The organism is Micromonospora sp. RV43, from assembly GCF_001029515.1.
Lineage (GTDB): Bacteria > Actinomycetota > Actinomycetes > Mycobacteriales > Micromonosporaceae > Micromonospora > Micromonospora aurantiaca.
The window spans coordinates 1-15,015 of record NZ_LEKG01000041.1; the positions used below are offsets into that span (position 1 = coordinate 1).

16 protein-coding genes are annotated in these 15,015 nt (G+C 74.9%); 6 read left to right on the forward strand and 10 right to left on the reverse strand.

Going from position 1 to position 15,015, the window contains the following annotated elements; genetic code table 11:
* The 3 genes from ABD52_RS12945 to ABD52_RS12955 all read right to left on the reverse strand — a co-directional run.
* A partial coding sequence (locus tag ABD52_RS12945; RefSeq protein WP_047891963.1) for a pirin family protein occupies positions 1-537 on the reverse strand: 537 nt, incomplete at its 3' end.
* Positions 538-552: 15 nt separating this feature from the next.
* Positions 553-1,386 carry a hypothetical protein gene (locus ABD52_RS12950; protein WP_013477049.1) on the reverse strand — a complete coding sequence of 278 codons (834 nt, stop codon included), beginning with the start codon at positions 1,384-1,386 and terminating at the stop codon, positions 553-555.
* Positions 1,387-1,416: 30 nt separating this feature from the next.
* Entirely contained in the window at positions 1,417-1,758 is a 342-nt protein-coding gene (locus ABD52_RS12955) for a MazG-like family protein (RefSeq protein WP_013285966.1), read from the reverse strand.
* 92 nt (positions 1,759-1,850) lie between these two features.
* Here ABD52_RS12955 and gdhA point away from each other — a divergent pair, with 92 nt between their 5' ends.
* Positions 1,851-3,182: an NADP-specific glutamate dehydrogenase gene (gdhA, locus tag ABD52_RS12960; protein ID WP_013477050.1), complete on the forward strand. Its 1,332-nt coding sequence runs from the start codon at positions 1,851-1,853 to the stop codon at positions 3,180-3,182.
* A gap of 152 nt (positions 3,183-3,334) precedes the next feature.
* Entirely contained in the window at positions 3,335-4,696 is a 1,362-nt protein-coding gene (locus tag ABD52_RS12965; protein ID WP_047891964.1) for a S9 family peptidase, read from the forward strand.
* Between the two features lie 7 nt (positions 4,697-4,703).
* On the opposite strand, the gene ABD52_RS12970 is transcribed toward ABD52_RS12965, so the two are convergent.
* A complete protein-coding gene (locus ABD52_RS12970) occupies positions 4,704-5,495 on the reverse strand; it encodes a DedA family protein (RefSeq protein WP_047891965.1) in 792 nt (263 codons plus the stop codon).
* A gap of 66 nt (positions 5,496-5,561) precedes the next feature.
* On the opposite strand from ABD52_RS12970, the gene ABD52_RS12975 reads away from it, so the two are divergent.
* Positions 5,562-6,254: a carbon-nitrogen hydrolase family protein gene (locus tag ABD52_RS12975; protein WP_047891978.1), complete on the forward strand. Its 693-nt coding sequence runs from the start codon at positions 5,562-5,564 to the stop codon at positions 6,252-6,254.
* Positions 6,255-6,257: 3 nt separating this feature from the next.
* On the opposite strand, the gene ABD52_RS12980 is transcribed toward ABD52_RS12975, so the two are convergent.
* From ABD52_RS12980 to ABD52_RS12995, 4 genes are all read right to left on the reverse strand, one after another.
* Positions 6,258-7,703 carry a serine/threonine-protein kinase gene (locus tag ABD52_RS12980; protein WP_047891966.1) on the reverse strand — a complete coding sequence of 482 codons (1,446 nt, stop codon included), beginning with the start codon at positions 7,701-7,703 and terminating at the stop codon, positions 6,258-6,260.
* A gap of 62 nt (positions 7,704-7,765) precedes the next feature.
* Positions 7,766-8,602, reverse strand: coding sequence for an SAM-dependent methyltransferase (locus ABD52_RS12985; protein ID WP_047891979.1), 837 nt, complete (start codon positions 8,600-8,602; stop codon positions 7,766-7,768).
* 75 nt (positions 8,603-8,677) lie between these two features.
* Positions 8,678-9,565, reverse strand: a complete 888-nt coding sequence (locus ABD52_RS12990) for a helix-turn-helix transcriptional regulator (RefSeq protein ID WP_013285959.1) — start codon at positions 9,563-9,565, stop codon at positions 8,678-8,680.
* A 105-nt stretch (positions 9,566-9,670) separates the two neighbouring features.
* Entirely contained in the window at positions 9,671-9,928 is a 258-nt protein-coding gene (locus tag ABD52_RS12995) for a DUF397 domain-containing protein (protein WP_013285958.1), read from the reverse strand.
* Positions 9,929-10,151: 223 nt separating this feature from the next.
* On the opposite strand from ABD52_RS12995, the gene ABD52_RS13000 reads away from it, so the two are divergent.
* Positions 10,152-10,787: a GGDEF domain-containing protein gene (locus ABD52_RS13000; protein ID WP_047891967.1), complete on the forward strand. Its 636-nt coding sequence runs from the start codon at positions 10,152-10,154 to the stop codon at positions 10,785-10,787.
* 105 nt (positions 10,788-10,892) lie between these two features.
* Here the strand turns inward: ABD52_RS13000 and ABD52_RS13005 are convergent, their stop codons facing one another.
* On the reverse strand, positions 10,893-11,387 hold the full coding sequence (locus tag ABD52_RS13005; RefSeq protein WP_047891968.1) for a type II toxin-antitoxin system PemK/MazF family toxin: 495 nt from the start codon (positions 11,385-11,387) through the stop codon (positions 10,893-10,895).
* A 219-nt stretch (positions 11,388-11,606) separates the two neighbouring features.
* Between ABD52_RS13005 and ABD52_RS13010 the strand changes: the two genes are divergently transcribed.
* Positions 11,607-12,119 (forward strand): NUDIX hydrolase, encoded by a 513-nt coding sequence (locus tag ABD52_RS13010; protein ID WP_013285954.1) that lies wholly within the window; start codon positions 11,607-11,609, stop codon positions 12,117-12,119.
* A 42-nt stretch (positions 12,120-12,161) separates the two neighbouring features.
* Positions 12,162-13,376: a hypothetical protein gene (locus ABD52_RS13015; protein WP_047891969.1), complete on the forward strand. Its 1,215-nt coding sequence runs from the start codon at positions 12,162-12,164 to the stop codon at positions 13,374-13,376.
* On the opposite strand, the gene ABD52_RS13020 is transcribed toward ABD52_RS13015, so the two are convergent.
* Positions 13,322-14,971, reverse strand: a complete 1,650-nt coding sequence (locus ABD52_RS13020; protein WP_047891970.1) for a DUF885 domain-containing protein — start codon at positions 14,969-14,971, stop codon at positions 13,322-13,324. The genes ABD52_RS13015 and ABD52_RS13020 overlap by 55 nt on opposite strands.
* Positions 14,972-15,015 lie beyond the last annotated feature (44 nt).

The following is a 15,015-nucleotide window of genomic DNA, read 5'->3' on the forward strand; positions in this document are numbered from 1 at the left end:
GCGTTCCCCGCCGAAATCGCCGACGAGCAGCGTGACGTCCAGGTCGCCGTCGCGGAAGCGGGGCAGGTCGGCGTGGTGGGCGAAGTCCGGGTCACCGGCACGGGCCGGGTCGGGCAGCGCCACCCACAGCTGCACGCCGTGCATCAGCGGCGGGTGGACCAGCGGGGAACGCTCGGAGTGGGCGATGCCGCGCCCGGAGGTCATCACGTTGAGCTGGCCCGGTCGGATGGGCTGCACGTTGCCGAGGCTGTCGCGGTGCAGGATCTCCCCGTCGAGCAGCCAGGTGACGGTCTGCAGCCCGGTGTGCGGGTGCGGCGGCACCTCCATGCCGGGCCGGTCGGCCACGTCGTCGGGCCCGAAGTGGTCGACGAAGCACCAGGCGCCGACCATCCGGCGCTGCCGCTGCGGCAGCAGCCGGCGCACAGTGGTGTAGCGGCCGAGCGGGACGTCGTGGCCGGGCAGCAGCACGCTGCCCGGGTCGGTCGGGCCGACGCCCGGCGGGAGCGTCTGCGCGGGCAGGGATTCGGTGCGGTCCACCGCCCGACTGTACGCTCACTCCGCGGTGACGCTCACCGCGTTCGCACCCCCGACCAGGTCGAGGTAGAGCCGGTCGGCAGCCCGGTCCCAGCCCGGTGAGCTGACCAGGTCACCGGCGGCGATCCCGCCGCGACGCTGGTCGTACAGGGTCAGGGAGCCGGCGCCGGAGGCCACCCGCACCCGGGCCGGCGGCCCGCCGGGCACGGTGACCGTGAGTTCGCTGACCCCGCCGGTCATCCGGACGGTGAGCGAGCCGTCGAGCCGGGGCAGCAGCAGCCGGGTACGCGACGCGCCGCCGACCAGGTCGATCCCGGCGAGCCGGGCCTCGCCCAGGTCGAGCCGCTGCTCGCTGACGCCGCCGAGCAGCCGCAGCCGCCAGGTGACCCGGGAGTTGAGCACCACCTCGACGGCGGCCGGGCCGGGGCGGCCGTTCTCCTCGATCCGCAGCCGGACCCGGTCGCCCACGAGCTGCGGGCGGGGCGTCACACCCGAGCCGTCCGGCGCGCCGATCCGGTAGAGGTCGTCGCCGAGGTCGGCGGCCCGCAGCGTGAACCGGGTCAGCCCGTCGACCAGCTCGAACTGGGCGCGCTGCCGGTTGCCGCGGGGCGCGGCGAGCGTCTCGGCGCCGGCCACCTCGGCGGCGCCCGCCCCGCCGGAGCCACCGCCGGGAGCGGGCGACGGCGGGGCGCCGCCGGAGAAGACCACGCCGAGACGGGCCGGGTTGGACAGCGTCACCGCCACGGCCACCGCGCCGAGCACCACCACCAGCACCGCCGCCGCCGCGAGCAGCCGGGCTCCGCCGGACCAGCGGGGCCTGGCCAGGCCGGGGTCGTCCTCGGATGCGGTCATGGTCGTCCCCTCTCGCCGGTCCCCATCGGGTCATACGTCTGCGTCGGCGTCTCGGTTCATTCCCACTCCGGTACGCGAGCGCACCTTGCCGGCGCACGCGGCCAGCACGGCGTGCGCGTCCAGACCGAGACTCTCGATGGCGACCAGCGCGGTGAACGCCACGTCGGCCAGCTCGGCGGCGACCTCCTCGCGGGTGTGCGTCACCCCCTTGCGCGGGTTCTGCCCGAGCAGGCCGATCCAGGCCGCGGCGACCTCACCGGCCTCCTCGCCGATCTTGAGGATGCGACAGGTCAGTTCGGTGTCGCCGCGGCCGTTCGCGGCGTCGAGCCAGGCGCGCGCGTCCCGCGCCGTCGTCCAGATGGTGGCGTCCACGCGGACCAGTGAACCGCACCCCGCACACCGTTCGTATCCTGGGGCGACGCAGGCCGGAGGGCCTGCGTCCCAGGCGAGAGGAGGTGCCCGTGATGCCGGAGATCGTCGAGTCGGTGTTCGCCGGCGTGGTCGCCCGGAACCCGGGAGAGCCCGAGTTCCACCAGGCGGTCCGCGAGGTGCTGGAGAGCATCGGTCCGGCCCTGGCCCGGCATCCGGAGTACGCCGAGGTGGTCGAGCGCGTCTGCGAACCGGAGCGGCAGGTCATCTTCCGCGTGCCGTGGGAGGACGACCGGGGCCGGGTGCGGGTCAACCGCGGGTTCCGGGTGGAGTTCAACAGCGCGCTCGGCCCGTTCAAGGGCGGCCTGCGCTTCCACCCGTCGGTCTACCTGGGCATCGTGAAGTTCCTCGGGTTCGAGCAGATCTTCAAGAACGCGCTGACCGGCCTGTCCATCGGCGGCGGCAAGGGCGGCGCGGACTTCGACCCGAAGGGCCGCTCCGACCGCGAGGTGATGCGGTTCTGCCAGAGCTTCATGACCGAGCTGTACCGGCACATCGGCCCGCAGACCGACGTGCCCGCAGGTGACATCGGGGTGGGCGGCCGGGAGATCGGCTACCTGTTCGGGCAGTACAAGCGCATCACCAACCGGTACGACGCGGGCGTGCTCACCGGCAAGGGCCTGGCGTACGGGGGCGCGCAGGTGCGCCGGGAGGCGACCGGGTACGGGGCGGTGTTCTTCGCCGACGAGATGCTCCGCCAGGCCGGGGACAGCCTGGAGGGTAAGCGGGTGGTGGTGTCCGGCTCCGGCAACGTGGCCATCTACGCGATCGAGAAGGTGCACCAGCTCGGCGGCACTGTGGTGGCGTGCTCGGACTCCGGCGGCTACGTGGTCGACGAGAAGGGCATCGACCTGGCGTTGCTGCGCGAGCTGAAGGAGCAGCGCCGGGGACGGCTGGCCGAGTACGCGGAGCACGCGCGCAACGCGGTGGCGGTCGCGGACCGCAACGTGTGGGAGGTCCCCTGCGACCTGGCGCTGCCCTGCGCCACGCAGAACGAGATCGGCGGCGCGGAGGCGGCCGCGCTGGTAGCGGGCGGCTGCGTCGCGGTGGTGGAGGGGGCGAACATGCCCACCACGCCGGAGGCGGTGCGGATCCTCGGCCGGGCCGGGGTGCGGTTCGCCCCGGGCAAGGCCGCCAACGCCGGCGGGGTGGCGGTGAGCGGGCTGGAGATGCAGCAGAACGCCAGCCGCGACACGTGGACGTTCGGCGAGTCGGAGCAGCGGTTGCGCGAGATCATGCGGGACGTGCACGACAGGTGCTGGGCGACCGCTGAGGAGTTCGGCCTGCCCGGCGACTACGTGGCCGGGGCGAACATCCAGGGGTTCCGGCGGGTGGCCGAGGCGATGCTGGCGCACGGCCTGGTCTGAGCGGTCCGCGGGACGGACGCCGGCGCAGCGGTCACTCAGCGATTGACAGCTCTCGACGCCCGGCCTAGGTTCAGGGCGCTACCGGCCGGTAGGCATCCGTCCCGCGTCGTCACCCCCGTCCCGGGGTGGCACCCGTCCCCCGGGGAGCAGCGATGCAGCCCTCACCCGTCCGTCGCCGGCTGCTCGCCGTCGGCGCGGCCCTCGCGCTGACGCTCGGCCTCACCGGCGCGGCCCCCGCCGCCGCCACCACCGGCCGCGACGACGGCAGCGGCCCGCTGCCCGGCTACACCATCGTCAACCCGCCGCTGCCGCCGCTCGTGGTCGGCGGGGCCGCCACCACCGTGCGGCAGGGCGTGCACGCCAACGCCGGGTACGTCATCGAGATCCCGGCGCGCTGGAACGGCGAGCTGGTGATGTGGGCGCACGGCTACCGCGGCCAGGGCACCGAACTGTCGCCGGAGCCGCCCGGCTTCGACCTGCGGCAGCGCCTGGTGGCGCAGGGGTACGCGTGGGCGTCGTCGTCGTACGACCGCAACGGCTACGACGTGCGCTCCGGCGTTCGCGGCACCCGCGCCCTGGCCGACCTGTTCAGCCGGACCGTCCGGCGCCCGCACCGGGTACTGATCGCCGGCGTGTCGATGGGCGGCCACGTCATCGGCCGGTCGCTGGAGCAGTACCCGGGCTACTACGCCGGGGCGCTGCCGATGTGCGGGGTGCTCGGCGACCAGGAGCTGTTCGACTTCTTCCTGGACTACAACCTGGTCGCGCAGGCGCTGGCCGGGGTGCGCGCGTACCCGACGCCGCCCGACTACCTGACCTCGGCGGTGCCCCGGATCCAGGTCACGCTCGGCCTCGCCGGGCTGACCCCGGGCGGCCCGGACACCACGAACGACCTCGGCAAGCAGCTGCGCGCGGTCACAGTGGACCGTTCCGGCGGGCCGCGGCCGGGCGCCGACGCCGCGTTCGCGGTGTGGAAGGACTTCCTGTTCGGCATCGCCGTCGGCGAGGCGGACGGCTCCCCCGCCCGGCGGCCCGGCCAGCTCGCCACGAACCTGTTCACCAGGTACACGCCGAACCAGCCGGTGAACCTCAACGCCACGGTGCAGCGGGTCGCGCCGGAGAACCTGCGCCAGCGGCTCGCGCCCGGCCTGACCGAGGTGCCCCGGATCGCCGGGCGGCCCACCGCGCCGGTGCTCAGTTTGCACGGGCTCGGCGACCTGTTCGTGCCGTTCGGTATGGAGCAGGCGTACGCCCGGGACGTGGCCCGGCACGGACGGTCCCGGCTGCTGGTGCAGCGGGCCGTGCGCACCGCGCAGCACTGCGAGTTCAGCCCGGCCGAGGCCGGCGCCGCCTGGGACGACCTGACCCGCTGGGTCCGCACCGGCAAGCGCCCGGCCGGTGACGCGGTCACCGACCGGCGCGCGGTGGCGGCGCCGGACTTCGGCTGCCGGTTCAGCGACCACGCCGCCCGGGCCGCCGGCGCCGGCACCCGCCCGCTCTACCCGCCGTGCTGACCCTGCCTCAGTCCTCCGCCCGGGAGTACCAGCCGCCCCGGTAGACGGTGCCCTGCGGGGTCGGCTGCGGCTCCGGCGGCGCCTCCGCCTCCTGCGGCGCCTCCGCCTCCTGCGGCACGTCCCCGGCGGTGCGGCGGGAGCGGCGGACGCGGCTGACCACGAACCAGCAGACACCGGCCACCACGGCCACGATGACGACCTTCTGGAACGTGCCCGCGTACGCCTCGACCACGTGCCACTGCTCGCCGAGCAGGTAACCGGCGAGCACGAACGTGGTGTTCCAGATCAGGCTGCCCAGCGCGGTGTAGAGCAGGAATACCGGAACCGGCATCCGTTCCACTCCGGCCGGGATGGAGATGAGACTGCGGAAGATCGGAATCATCCGGCCGAAGAACACCGCCTTGACGCCGTGGCGCAGGAACCACGCCTCGGTGCGGTCCACGTCCTCCAGCTTGATCAGCGGCAGCCGCGCGGCCAGGGCGCGCATCCGGTCCCGCCCGAGGGCCGCGCCGATGTAGTACAGCGCCAGCGCGCCCACGATCGACCCGAGCGTGGTCCAGAAGATGGCGCCGGCCAGGCTCATCCGGCCCTGGCTCGCGGTGAAGCCGGCCAGCGGCAGGATCACCTCGCTGGGGATGGGCGGGAACAGGTTCTCCAGGGCCACCGCGAGGCCGGCGCCCGGCCCACCGAGCCGTTCCATCAGGCCGGTGACCCAGCCGGCTACTCCGTCGCCGGACGGTTCCGCGGCCCGCGCGGTGCTCGCCCGGGGGACGGCGAGCAGCTGTGCGTTTCCGATCATCGGACCAACGTTACGGGGCGAAGCCGCGGACGACCACGCGTCATGGAAACCATTATCGTGTACGTCATGCGTACGCCGTTGCGGATCGCCGTCGCCCAGCCGCTGACCCGCTCCCACGACGTCGAGGGCAACGCCGCCCGGCACGCCGACGCGGTACGCGCCGCCGGGGCGCGCGTGGTGGTCTTCCCGGAGATGTCGCTGACCGGGTACGAGCTGACCGCCGCGCCGCTGGACCCGGCCGACCCGAGGCTCGCGCCTCTGCGGGCGGCCTGCGCAGAGACCGGCACGCTGGCGCTGGCCGGGGCGCCGGTGCCCGGCCCGCACATCGGGGTGCTCGTGATCGACGCGGAGGGCGTGCGGGTCGCGTACCGGAAGATGTTCCTGGGTGGCGCGGAGCCGCGGCACATGCGACCGGGCCGGGAGCCGGCGGTGCTCGATGTGGACGGCTGGCGGCTGGGGCTGGCGGTGTGCAAGGACACCGGCACGCCGGAGCACGCGGCGGCCACTGTGGCGCTCGGCGCGGACGCCTACCTGGCCGGGGTGCTCGAGTCGGCCGACGACGCGGCCGTGCCGGACGAACGCGCCCGCCGCGTCGCCGCCGAGCACGGCGTGTGGGTGGCGACGGCCAGTTTCGCCGGCTCGACCGGAGGCGGGTACGCGCGGGCCGCGGGTGGTTCCGGGATCTGGTCACCGGCGGGTGAGCCGGTGGTCCGCGCCGGCACGGGCGTCGGCGAGGTGGTCACCGGGACGCTGCGCTGACGGTCAGCCTTCGTCGGCGGCGCCGCCGCGCAGCCGTTCGTAGCCGTCGATCAGCTTGCGCAGCGCGGCGGCGGTGACCGGATCGATCTTGTCGTCCTCGGCCGCGTCCTCGATCTTCTCCCGCAGGTCCTCGACCCGCTTGTCGCGGTCCTTCGGCTTGCCCCGGTCCAGCTCGGCGGCCTTCTTCCGCAGGTCGTCGGCCGTCTTGCGGTCGATCAGCCCGATCGCCTCGGCCCGGTCGAGCAGCTCACCGAACCGGTCGCCGAGCTGACGCAGCGTCACCGGCTCGGCTGCCGCCGACGTCGGCGCGGCACTGCTGGGCTCCGGGGCGGGCGGTTCGGCGGCACGCGTCGACGGGCCGGCGGTGGGCGCGGCGGCCGGCGGCGTGCCGGAGCCGTCGCCCCACACCAGCGAGCCGACCACCGCGAGCAGCAGCACCACGGCACCGGCGACGAGCAGCCCGAGCAGCCGATTCGACGAGACCGCCCGGCGCGGCGGCGCGACGGGACGTGCCGGCGGGACCGGGCGGGACGCGGCGGCCGGGGACCGCTCGACGAGGGTGGGCGGGTGCGCCACCGGCGCCACTGTGGGCAGGATCGCGGTCGGCGGGTCCACCGGGCGGCCCGCGCCGAGCCGGTCGGCGAGCCGGGCCGCGGTGGGCCGCCGCTCCGGGTCCGCCGCCAGGCAGGCCAGGACCAGGTCGGCGATCTCCGGCGGCAGGCCGGGCACCCGCAGCGGCGGGACCGGCGGCCGGTTACGCCGCACGTCCAGCACGTCGTCCCAGCTGCGCACCGGCAGCGGCGCCTGACCGGTGAGGCTGCGGTACAGCAGCACGCCGAGCGCGTACACGTCGCCGGCCGGGTTCGCCGGGCCGGGGTCGAGCCGTTCCGGGGCGAAGTAGGCGGGAGTGCCCATCAGCAGCGCGCCGGTCTGCCCGGTGACCGGGTGCGGGCCGGCGGGCGCGGCGATGCCGAAGTCGAGCACCTTCGCGCCGGTCTCGGTGAGCATCACGTTCGCCGGCTTGACGTCGCGGTGCACCACGCCGATCCGGTGCGCCGCGGCCAGCGCCCCGGCGACCTGCCCGGCCGTGCGGACCGCGTCCGGCCAGGCCAGCGGCCCGCCGGCCAGCCGGTCGGCGAGCGTCTGGCCCTCCACCAGCTCCATCACCAGGTACGGGACCACGACGCCGCCGTCCAGCGTCGCCTCGCCGTAGTCGTACACCTGGGTCACGTGCGGGTGGGTGAGCCGCGCCGCCGCGCGGGCCTCGCGCTGGATGACCGCCCGCAGTTGCGGATCGGCGGCGAGCTGCCCGGCGAGGGCCTTGACCGCGACGGGCCGGTGCAGCACCTCGTCGTCGGCGCGCCACACCTCGGACATCCCGCCGAGGCCGATGCGTTCGCGCAGGACATATCGGTCGTGCAGGCGCAGGGCGGGCGTGAAAGGCGACATGATGCCTCCAGTCTGCCCGTCCGGTCCCCGTGCCCGTCAACCGCCCGGCGCGAGGGCCCGGGTCAGGGCTTGCGGGCGACCCCGCCGTACATGCTGACGTCGACCACCGACGGGCGCGGCTCGGGCTCGCCGTCGGCGCGCCACTCGGCGACCGAGCAGACGCCCGGCTCGACCAGCTCCAGGCCGTCGAAAAAGCGCACGACCTCCTCCCGGCTGCGCAGGTTGATCACGCCGTGCGGACCGCCGCCGCGGGCTGCCGCCTTCGCCTCGGCGGCCAGCTCCTCCGGCAGGTAGTCGTGGGTGGCGTGCGAGGCGGCCAGGTAACTGCCGACGGGCAACGCGTCCAGCAGGCGGCCGACGATCGCGTACGGATCTTCGCCGTCGGGCACGAAGTGCAGCACCGCCAGCAGCATCAACGCCACCGGCTGGGAGAGATCCAGCGTGCGGCGCAGGTCGGGGTGGGCGAGGATGCGCTCCGGGTCACGCAGGTCCGCGTCGAGGTAGGCGGTGGCGCCCTCGGGCGAGCTGGTGAGCAGCGCGCGGGCGTGGGCCAGCACGATCGGGTCGTTGTCGACGTAGACCACCCGGGCGCGCGGGTCGGTCGACTGCGCCACCTCGTGCGTGTTGTCGGCGGTGGGGATGCCGGTGCCGATGTCCAGGAACTGCCGGATGCCCGCCTCGCCGGCCAGGTGCCGCACCGCGCGACGCAGGAACCGCCGGTTCTCCAGCGCGCTGATCCGGATGGTCGGGAACCGGGCGGCCATCGCGTCGCCGGAGTCGCGGTCGGCCTGGAAGTTGTCCTTGCCGCCGAGCCAGTAGTTGTACCGGCGGGCGGGATGCGCCACCGTGGTGTCGATCCGGCCCGACTCGGATGCCGTACCTGGTGCGTCGCTGGTCAAGGCCACCTCCACGACTCGCGTGCCACCGTCCACTGTCTCCGGTCGCCGTCATGCTACTGCCCGGCGCCGCGCCGCTCAGGCCGGGTACAGCTCGTCGCGCATGCGGGCCAGCAACTCGGGGGTCCGCTCCGGCGGCGCGGCCTCCACGCACAACCTCTCCATCGCCTCGGCGTAGAAGTCGAGGTCGTCGCGCTTGTCCAGGTAGATCGCGCTGGTGAGCTGCTCGATGTAGACGATGTCGGGCAGGTCGGCGTCACCGAAGCGCAGGATGCTGAACGCGCCGCTGGCCGCGGCGTGCCCGCCGGCGGCGAACGGGACTATCTGCAACCGCACGTGCGGGCCCGAGGTCGCCTCGATCAGCGCGTCCATCTGCTCGCGCATCACCGCGGCACCGCCGATCGGGCGGCGCAGCACCGCCTCGTCGAGCACCGCCCACAACTGCGGCGGGTTGGGGCGCCGCAGCAGTTCCTTGCGCTGCATCCGCAGCTCCACCCGCCGGTCCAGCTCCGCCGCCGACGCGCTGCGGTGGCCGAGCAGGATCACCTCCCGGGCGTACGCGGCGGTCTGCAACAGGCCGGGCACGAACTGCACCTCGTACGTGCGGATCAGCGCGGCGGCCGCCTCCAGGCCCAGGTACGACTGGAACCAGGCGGGGAGCACATCGCCGTAGCGGTGCCACCAGCCCGGGCTGTTCGCGTCCCGGGCCAGCTTAAGCAGCGCGTCACGGTCCTCCGGAGCGGTGACGCCGTAGAGCGTGAGCAGGTCGGCCACGTCGCGCTCCTTGAAGCCGACCCGGCCCAGCTCCATCCGGCTGATCTTCGACTCCGACGAGCGGATCTCCCAGCCGGCCGTCTCGCGGCTGACCCCGGCGCTCTCCCGCAGCCGGCGCAACTGCCCGCCGAGCAGCATGCGCAGCACTGTCGGACCGCTTGTCGGACCACCCTCGACGGGCACCGTCGCCACCTGACCACCCTCGCATCCCGACCGCCCCGGCCGGGCACCCTCCCGGACCGACGAGTAAGCATGCCATGAACCGACAGTGAGGTGAACTCCTCCGGACGGACGGAGTCAGTCCCGTGTACGGGACGGCGGGATCAGGTGGTCGAAGTCGCCGTCCCGGGCGCCGAGCACGAACGCGGCGATCTCGTCCACTGTGTAGATCAGTGCCGGACCCTCGGGGTGCCGGGAGTTGCGGACCGCGATGCCGCCACCGCCGGGCAACTCGGCCAGTTCGACGCAGTTGCCGCTGGGGTTGCTGCGGCGGCTCTTCAACCAGCGCATCGGTGGCAACTCGGTCACGGGCACGCCGTTCGGGGGTTGCTGCATGGGCGTCCTTCGGGATGAGCCAGCCGAGGCCGCGGGAGGAGCGGTGGGTGGCGACGTCTGTCGACTGAGGAGTGAGATGCACGTGCATCTGCTATTGCATCTGCAATGGACAGAGAGCATGATAACCGAAATACGGTGTGCCGGTTCGTTCACGCACGGTGACCCGAGCCCGGCCCCGGGACGCCGCTCCGCGCGGCTTCGGGACTGCGGTGAGGAGGACGCGTTGGCGGATCCGATGACCATCGCCTCCGGCATCTCCGCGGCGGGCGCGCTCGTCTCCGCCTGGCAGTTACGCCGCCGCGCGCTGCGCGCCGAAGCCGAGATCGAGCTGCTCCAGGCCGAGCTGGCCGCCGAGCGGCACGCCGCCAGCCACGATCCGCTCACCGGGCTGCCGAACCGCCGCGCGTTCTTCCGGCTGGCCGCCGCCCTGCTCACCGACCCCGCCGGGCAGCCACTCGTCGCGGTGGTGCTCGACCTGGACAACTTCAAGCAGGTCAACGACCGCTACGGGCACGCCGCCGGAGACCAGGTGCTGGTCAGCGTGGCGCAGCGGCTCGCCGCGTTCGCCGGCCCCAACCTGGTGGCCCGGCTGGGCGGCGACGAGTTCGCCGGTCTGCTGGCCAGCCCGACGGCGGACCGCCGGTGGATCGAGCACGCCACCCGGCGGCTCTGCGAGGCGCTCGCCGCGCCGATCCCGCTGGGCGCGCGCAGCATCCAGGTCACCGCCTCGGTCGGGCTCGCGCCGGTGCACTGCCCCACCCAGCTCACCGACGCGCTCTGCCGCGCCGACGCGGCCATGTACGAGGCGAAGACGCTCGACGCCGCCCGTCCGACCCGCCAGCTCGTCGCGGAGTGCTGACCGGCCCGGTCCGGCGCTGCTCCGTGCCCGGTCGGTCCGCGTGCCCGGTCGGTCGGCGTGCCCGGTCGGTCCGCCTCCCGGTCGGTGCAGGTCCCGGGTGCGCGGTCAGCGCCAGCCGTAGCCGGCGCGCAACGCCTGCCCGACCCGGTCGAACCGCGGCCGGTCCAGCACCGCGCCCTCGCGGCGGATGCTGTCCTCGCGCATGGTGAGCACCCGGTCCAGGCGTACCCAGCTCGGCCGACTGTCCCGGTCCCACTCCCCCGGGCCGAGCGCCAGCCAGTGCCGCTGGCCGTCCCGGTCGCTCTGGCTGGACAGCATCAGCCCGAACAGCGTGCGGCTGTGCCGGCCCACCACCAGCACCGGGCGGTCCTTGCCCTGGCGGGGATCGTCCTCGTAGGGCACCCAGGTCCACACGATCTCGCCCGGGTCGGCCTGCCCGTCCGGCTCCGGCGCGTACGACAACTCGCGGCGCTGCAACGCGCTGACCTGGCGGCGGCGCGCGACCTGCGCCGGGATCGGCACGCCCGTGCGAGCCGGGGCGGGCACGACCCGGGTGATCCGGCCGAGCCGCGACGCCACGTTCTTCAACAGACCTGCCACGGCGGGCAGCCTAGCGGCCGGGGTGCGACCGCCCGGGAATCGGGTCGCCGGGCCGGGTACGCGGTGCCATCATGCGCCGGTGACGGTGCCCCGCCACCAGATCCGCGCCGCGTTCACCGCCGGCGCCGCCGGGCGGGGAGCCTCGCGAGGCGCGCTGTTAATAAGGGGCCCTTCTACTACCGGAGGCGTTAAGAAGGGGCCCTTCCTTACGCTGGGGGCGTGGAGTTACCCGACGATCTGCCGCTGTTCGAGCGCAGCGCGGTGCGGCTGGTGGTGCTCGACGCCGCCGACCGCCTGCTGCTGTTCCACACCCGCGACCCGGACCACCCGGACCTCGGCGTGTGGTGGGAGCTGCCCGGCGGCGGCCTGGACCCGGGTGAGACGTACCGGGAGGCGGCGGTACGCGAGCTGCGCGAGGAGACAGGTATCGCGATCGGCCCGGACGAGGTGGGCGCGCCGACGTGGCGGCGGCGGGCCAGCTTCCGGCACCGGCAGCGCCGCCACCTCCAGGACGAGGTGGTGGTGACGGTACGGCTGCCCGGCCCCGGGCCGGACGTGGACGAGGCGCTGCGGCTGGACTACGAGGTGGAGGACTACTTCGGGTTCCGCTGGTGGCCGCTGGCCGAGGTGCTCGCCGAGCGGCCGCGCTGCTATCCCGGGCGGCTGCCCGAGCTGCTGCCGGCGTTCCTGGCCGGGAAGGAGATCGACGAGCCGTTCGAACTGTGGTCGTGACCGGGACGTGCCACCGGGCGCGGCGGCGGGCAGAGTGGAGCCGTGACTCCTCTGCGCGCACCCCTGGCCCGTTACGCCGAGCGGCTGCACCGCGCCGCCGGTGACACCCACCACGTCGCCTCCCCGCTGGGCGCCTGGCTGCTGCTGGCGCTGGCCGGCCCGGCCGCCACCGGCGACGCCCGCGCGGCGCTGGCCGAGGCGCTCGACGCCGACCCGGACGACGCCGCCGCCGAGGCCCGGGCGCTGCTCGCCGCGCCGCACCCGATGGTCGCCGCCGCCACCGCGCTGTGGGAGCGCACCCCGGCCGACGAGTTGGCCGCGTGGCGGGCCGCCCTGCCGGAGAACACCGAACGCGGTCCGCTGCCGGACCAGGCGGCGCTGGACGCCTGGGCCCGGGAGCGTACCGGCGGGCTGATCGACCGCTTCCCGGTCGACGTCGCCCCGGACACCCTGCTGGTCCTGGCCAGCGCGCTCGCGACCCGGGTGTCGTGGGCCGACCCGTTCGACACGGCCCCGGGCACGGATCTGGGCGCGGGCAGCGCCTGGGCCGGGCGGCTGAGCCGGGTGCTGCGGACACCGCCGTTCGGGCACCGCTGCTGGGTGGCGGCCACCGACCGGGCCGGTGACGTGGCGGTGCACGCGGTGCCGGCCCGCACCGGCGACGACGGCGCGGGGATGCTCGTGGTGTCGGTGGTCGCCGCGCCCGAGGTGCCCGCGGCCGACGTGCTGGCCGCCGCGCAGGAGCTGGCGAGCGCCGCCGCGCTCATCCCGGACTCCGTGCCGGGCAGCCTGTCACTGTTCGACCTGCCGCTGGGCGAGACGCCGCTGTGGACGCTGCGGGAGAAGCCGGTCAACACGTTCGCCCCGGACGGCCGGGAGGAACGCGCCACGGCGGTGCTGCCCTGCTGGTCGGCGCGCAGCCGGCACGACCTGACCGCACCCGGGTTCGGCTTCGACGCGGCGGCCCGGGCTCTCGGCGAACTGCTGGGCCTGGCCGGGCCGGGGTTCGACGCCGCGCAGTCCGCGGTGGCCCGGTTCGGGCGCTACGGTTTCGAGGCCGCCGCGGTGACGGCGTTCGGCATGGTGGCCGGCCTGCCGCCGGAGGGTGTCGCCCGCGTCGCCGAGCTGCGGTTCGGTCACCCGTACGCGGTCGTCGCGGTGACCACCGACCCGGCCGGTGGGCCGTGGCACGCGCTGCCTGTCTACTCCGCCTGGGTGGCCGACCCGGAGGAGCTAACCGCCGACGAGGCCGGATAGGCGGCGAGCGCGCTCGTGAGCTGGTCCAGTCCCAGCGAGCCGAGTTCCAGCGCCCGGTTGTGGAACGCGCGCCGGTCGCCGGGGAACACCGCGCGGCCGTCCCGCCACACCCGCTCCCCCACCTTGTAGGTCAGCGCCTGCCCGGGCCGGCCCAGGTAGCGGGCCAGTTCCAGTGGTGCGTACGGACCCTGGTGGCAGCGGTCGCGCAGCAGGTCCAGCGCGGCGTCCGGCGTCCACCGCGCGCCGCCGCCGGAGGGCATCGGCAGCTTCAGGTGCAGGCCGATGTCGAGCACCACCCGGGCCGCCCGCAGCAACTGCATGAACAGGTGTCCCAGCCGGGCGCCCGGCTGCTCGTAGAGTCCCAGCTCGTCCATGAACCGCTCGGCGTACAGGGCCCAGCCCTCCTGGGCGCCGGAGAGCCCGCCGAGCAGGTTCAGCCGCTGCCCGGGACCGCCCCGGCACGCCTCCGAACCGAGGCGCAGGTGGTGGCCGGGGACGCCCTCGTGGTACACGGTGCTGTACGCCCACCAGGTGGAGAAGTGCTCCCGGCCCTCGGGCAGCAGCCACGAGACCCGGCCCGGCCGGGTCAGGTCCCGCGACGGCCCGATGTAGGCGGTGCCGCCCGACGTGGTGACCCGTGACTCGATGCGCCGCAGCGGCGCCGGGATGTCGAAGTGCGTGCCGTGCATCCGCTCGGTGGTGGCCTCCAGCAGCTCCTGGAGCCAGGCGGCGAACGCGTCCCGGCCGCGCAGGACGCCCGGCGCGTCGGGACGGTCGAGCCGGTCCCGCACCTCGGGCACGGTGCCGCCCAGGGTTCTCGCCTCGGCGACCAGTTCCGCCTCGATCGCGGTGAACTCGTCCCAGCCCCACGCGTACAGCTCGCGCAGGTCCGGTTCCGCGCCGAGGAAGGCCCGCACCCAGAGGGCGTACCGCGCCGGGCCGAAGGCCTCGTCGTCGTGCGCCCGGGGCGCGAGGTCCGCGGTGAGCGTCGCGGCGAATCTCCGGTACGCCTCCCGCGCGTCCTCCGCCGCCGCCTGCAACGAGGCGCGCTGCGGACCGTCGCCGTACCGCTGCACCAGGGCGATGTCGTCGTCGATCCAGGCGCGGCAGCGCTGCGTCACCAGCTCCACCTGACGCCGGGCCGGCAGGTGACCGCGCGCTGCGGCGAGCACGAGGCTCCGGGCGTACCCGTCGAGTGCGGCCGGGATCGCGGCCTGGCGCGCGCCGACGCGGGCCCAGCCGTCCTCGGAGGCCGCGTGCCCGGCGTCGCGGCCCGGTACGGCTGACTCGACGCACTGCCGGATGAGCTGGAGCGGGCCGGTGGCCGCGGCGTGCAGTTCCCGCAGGTCCTCCCCGGCGTCGTGGAAGGCGATCCGGGCGCGCAGCCGTTCGGCGAGGTGGGCGTGCAGCGGGGTCGCGGGCAGCGCCTCGATCCGGCGCAGGGCGCGGGCGGCGAGGTCGGCGCGGGCCTGGTGACCGTCCGGGCTGTAGTCGGTGAGGCCGTCGGCGTCCTGCTCGCCGGCCTCGACCACTGCGGCGCACGGATCGAGGCGCCCCATCTCCCGCAACAGCGCGTCGGTGACGTCCTCGCTCATCGCACCGATGCTAGCCCCGGTGATCAAGGAGTTCGCGCCGGCCG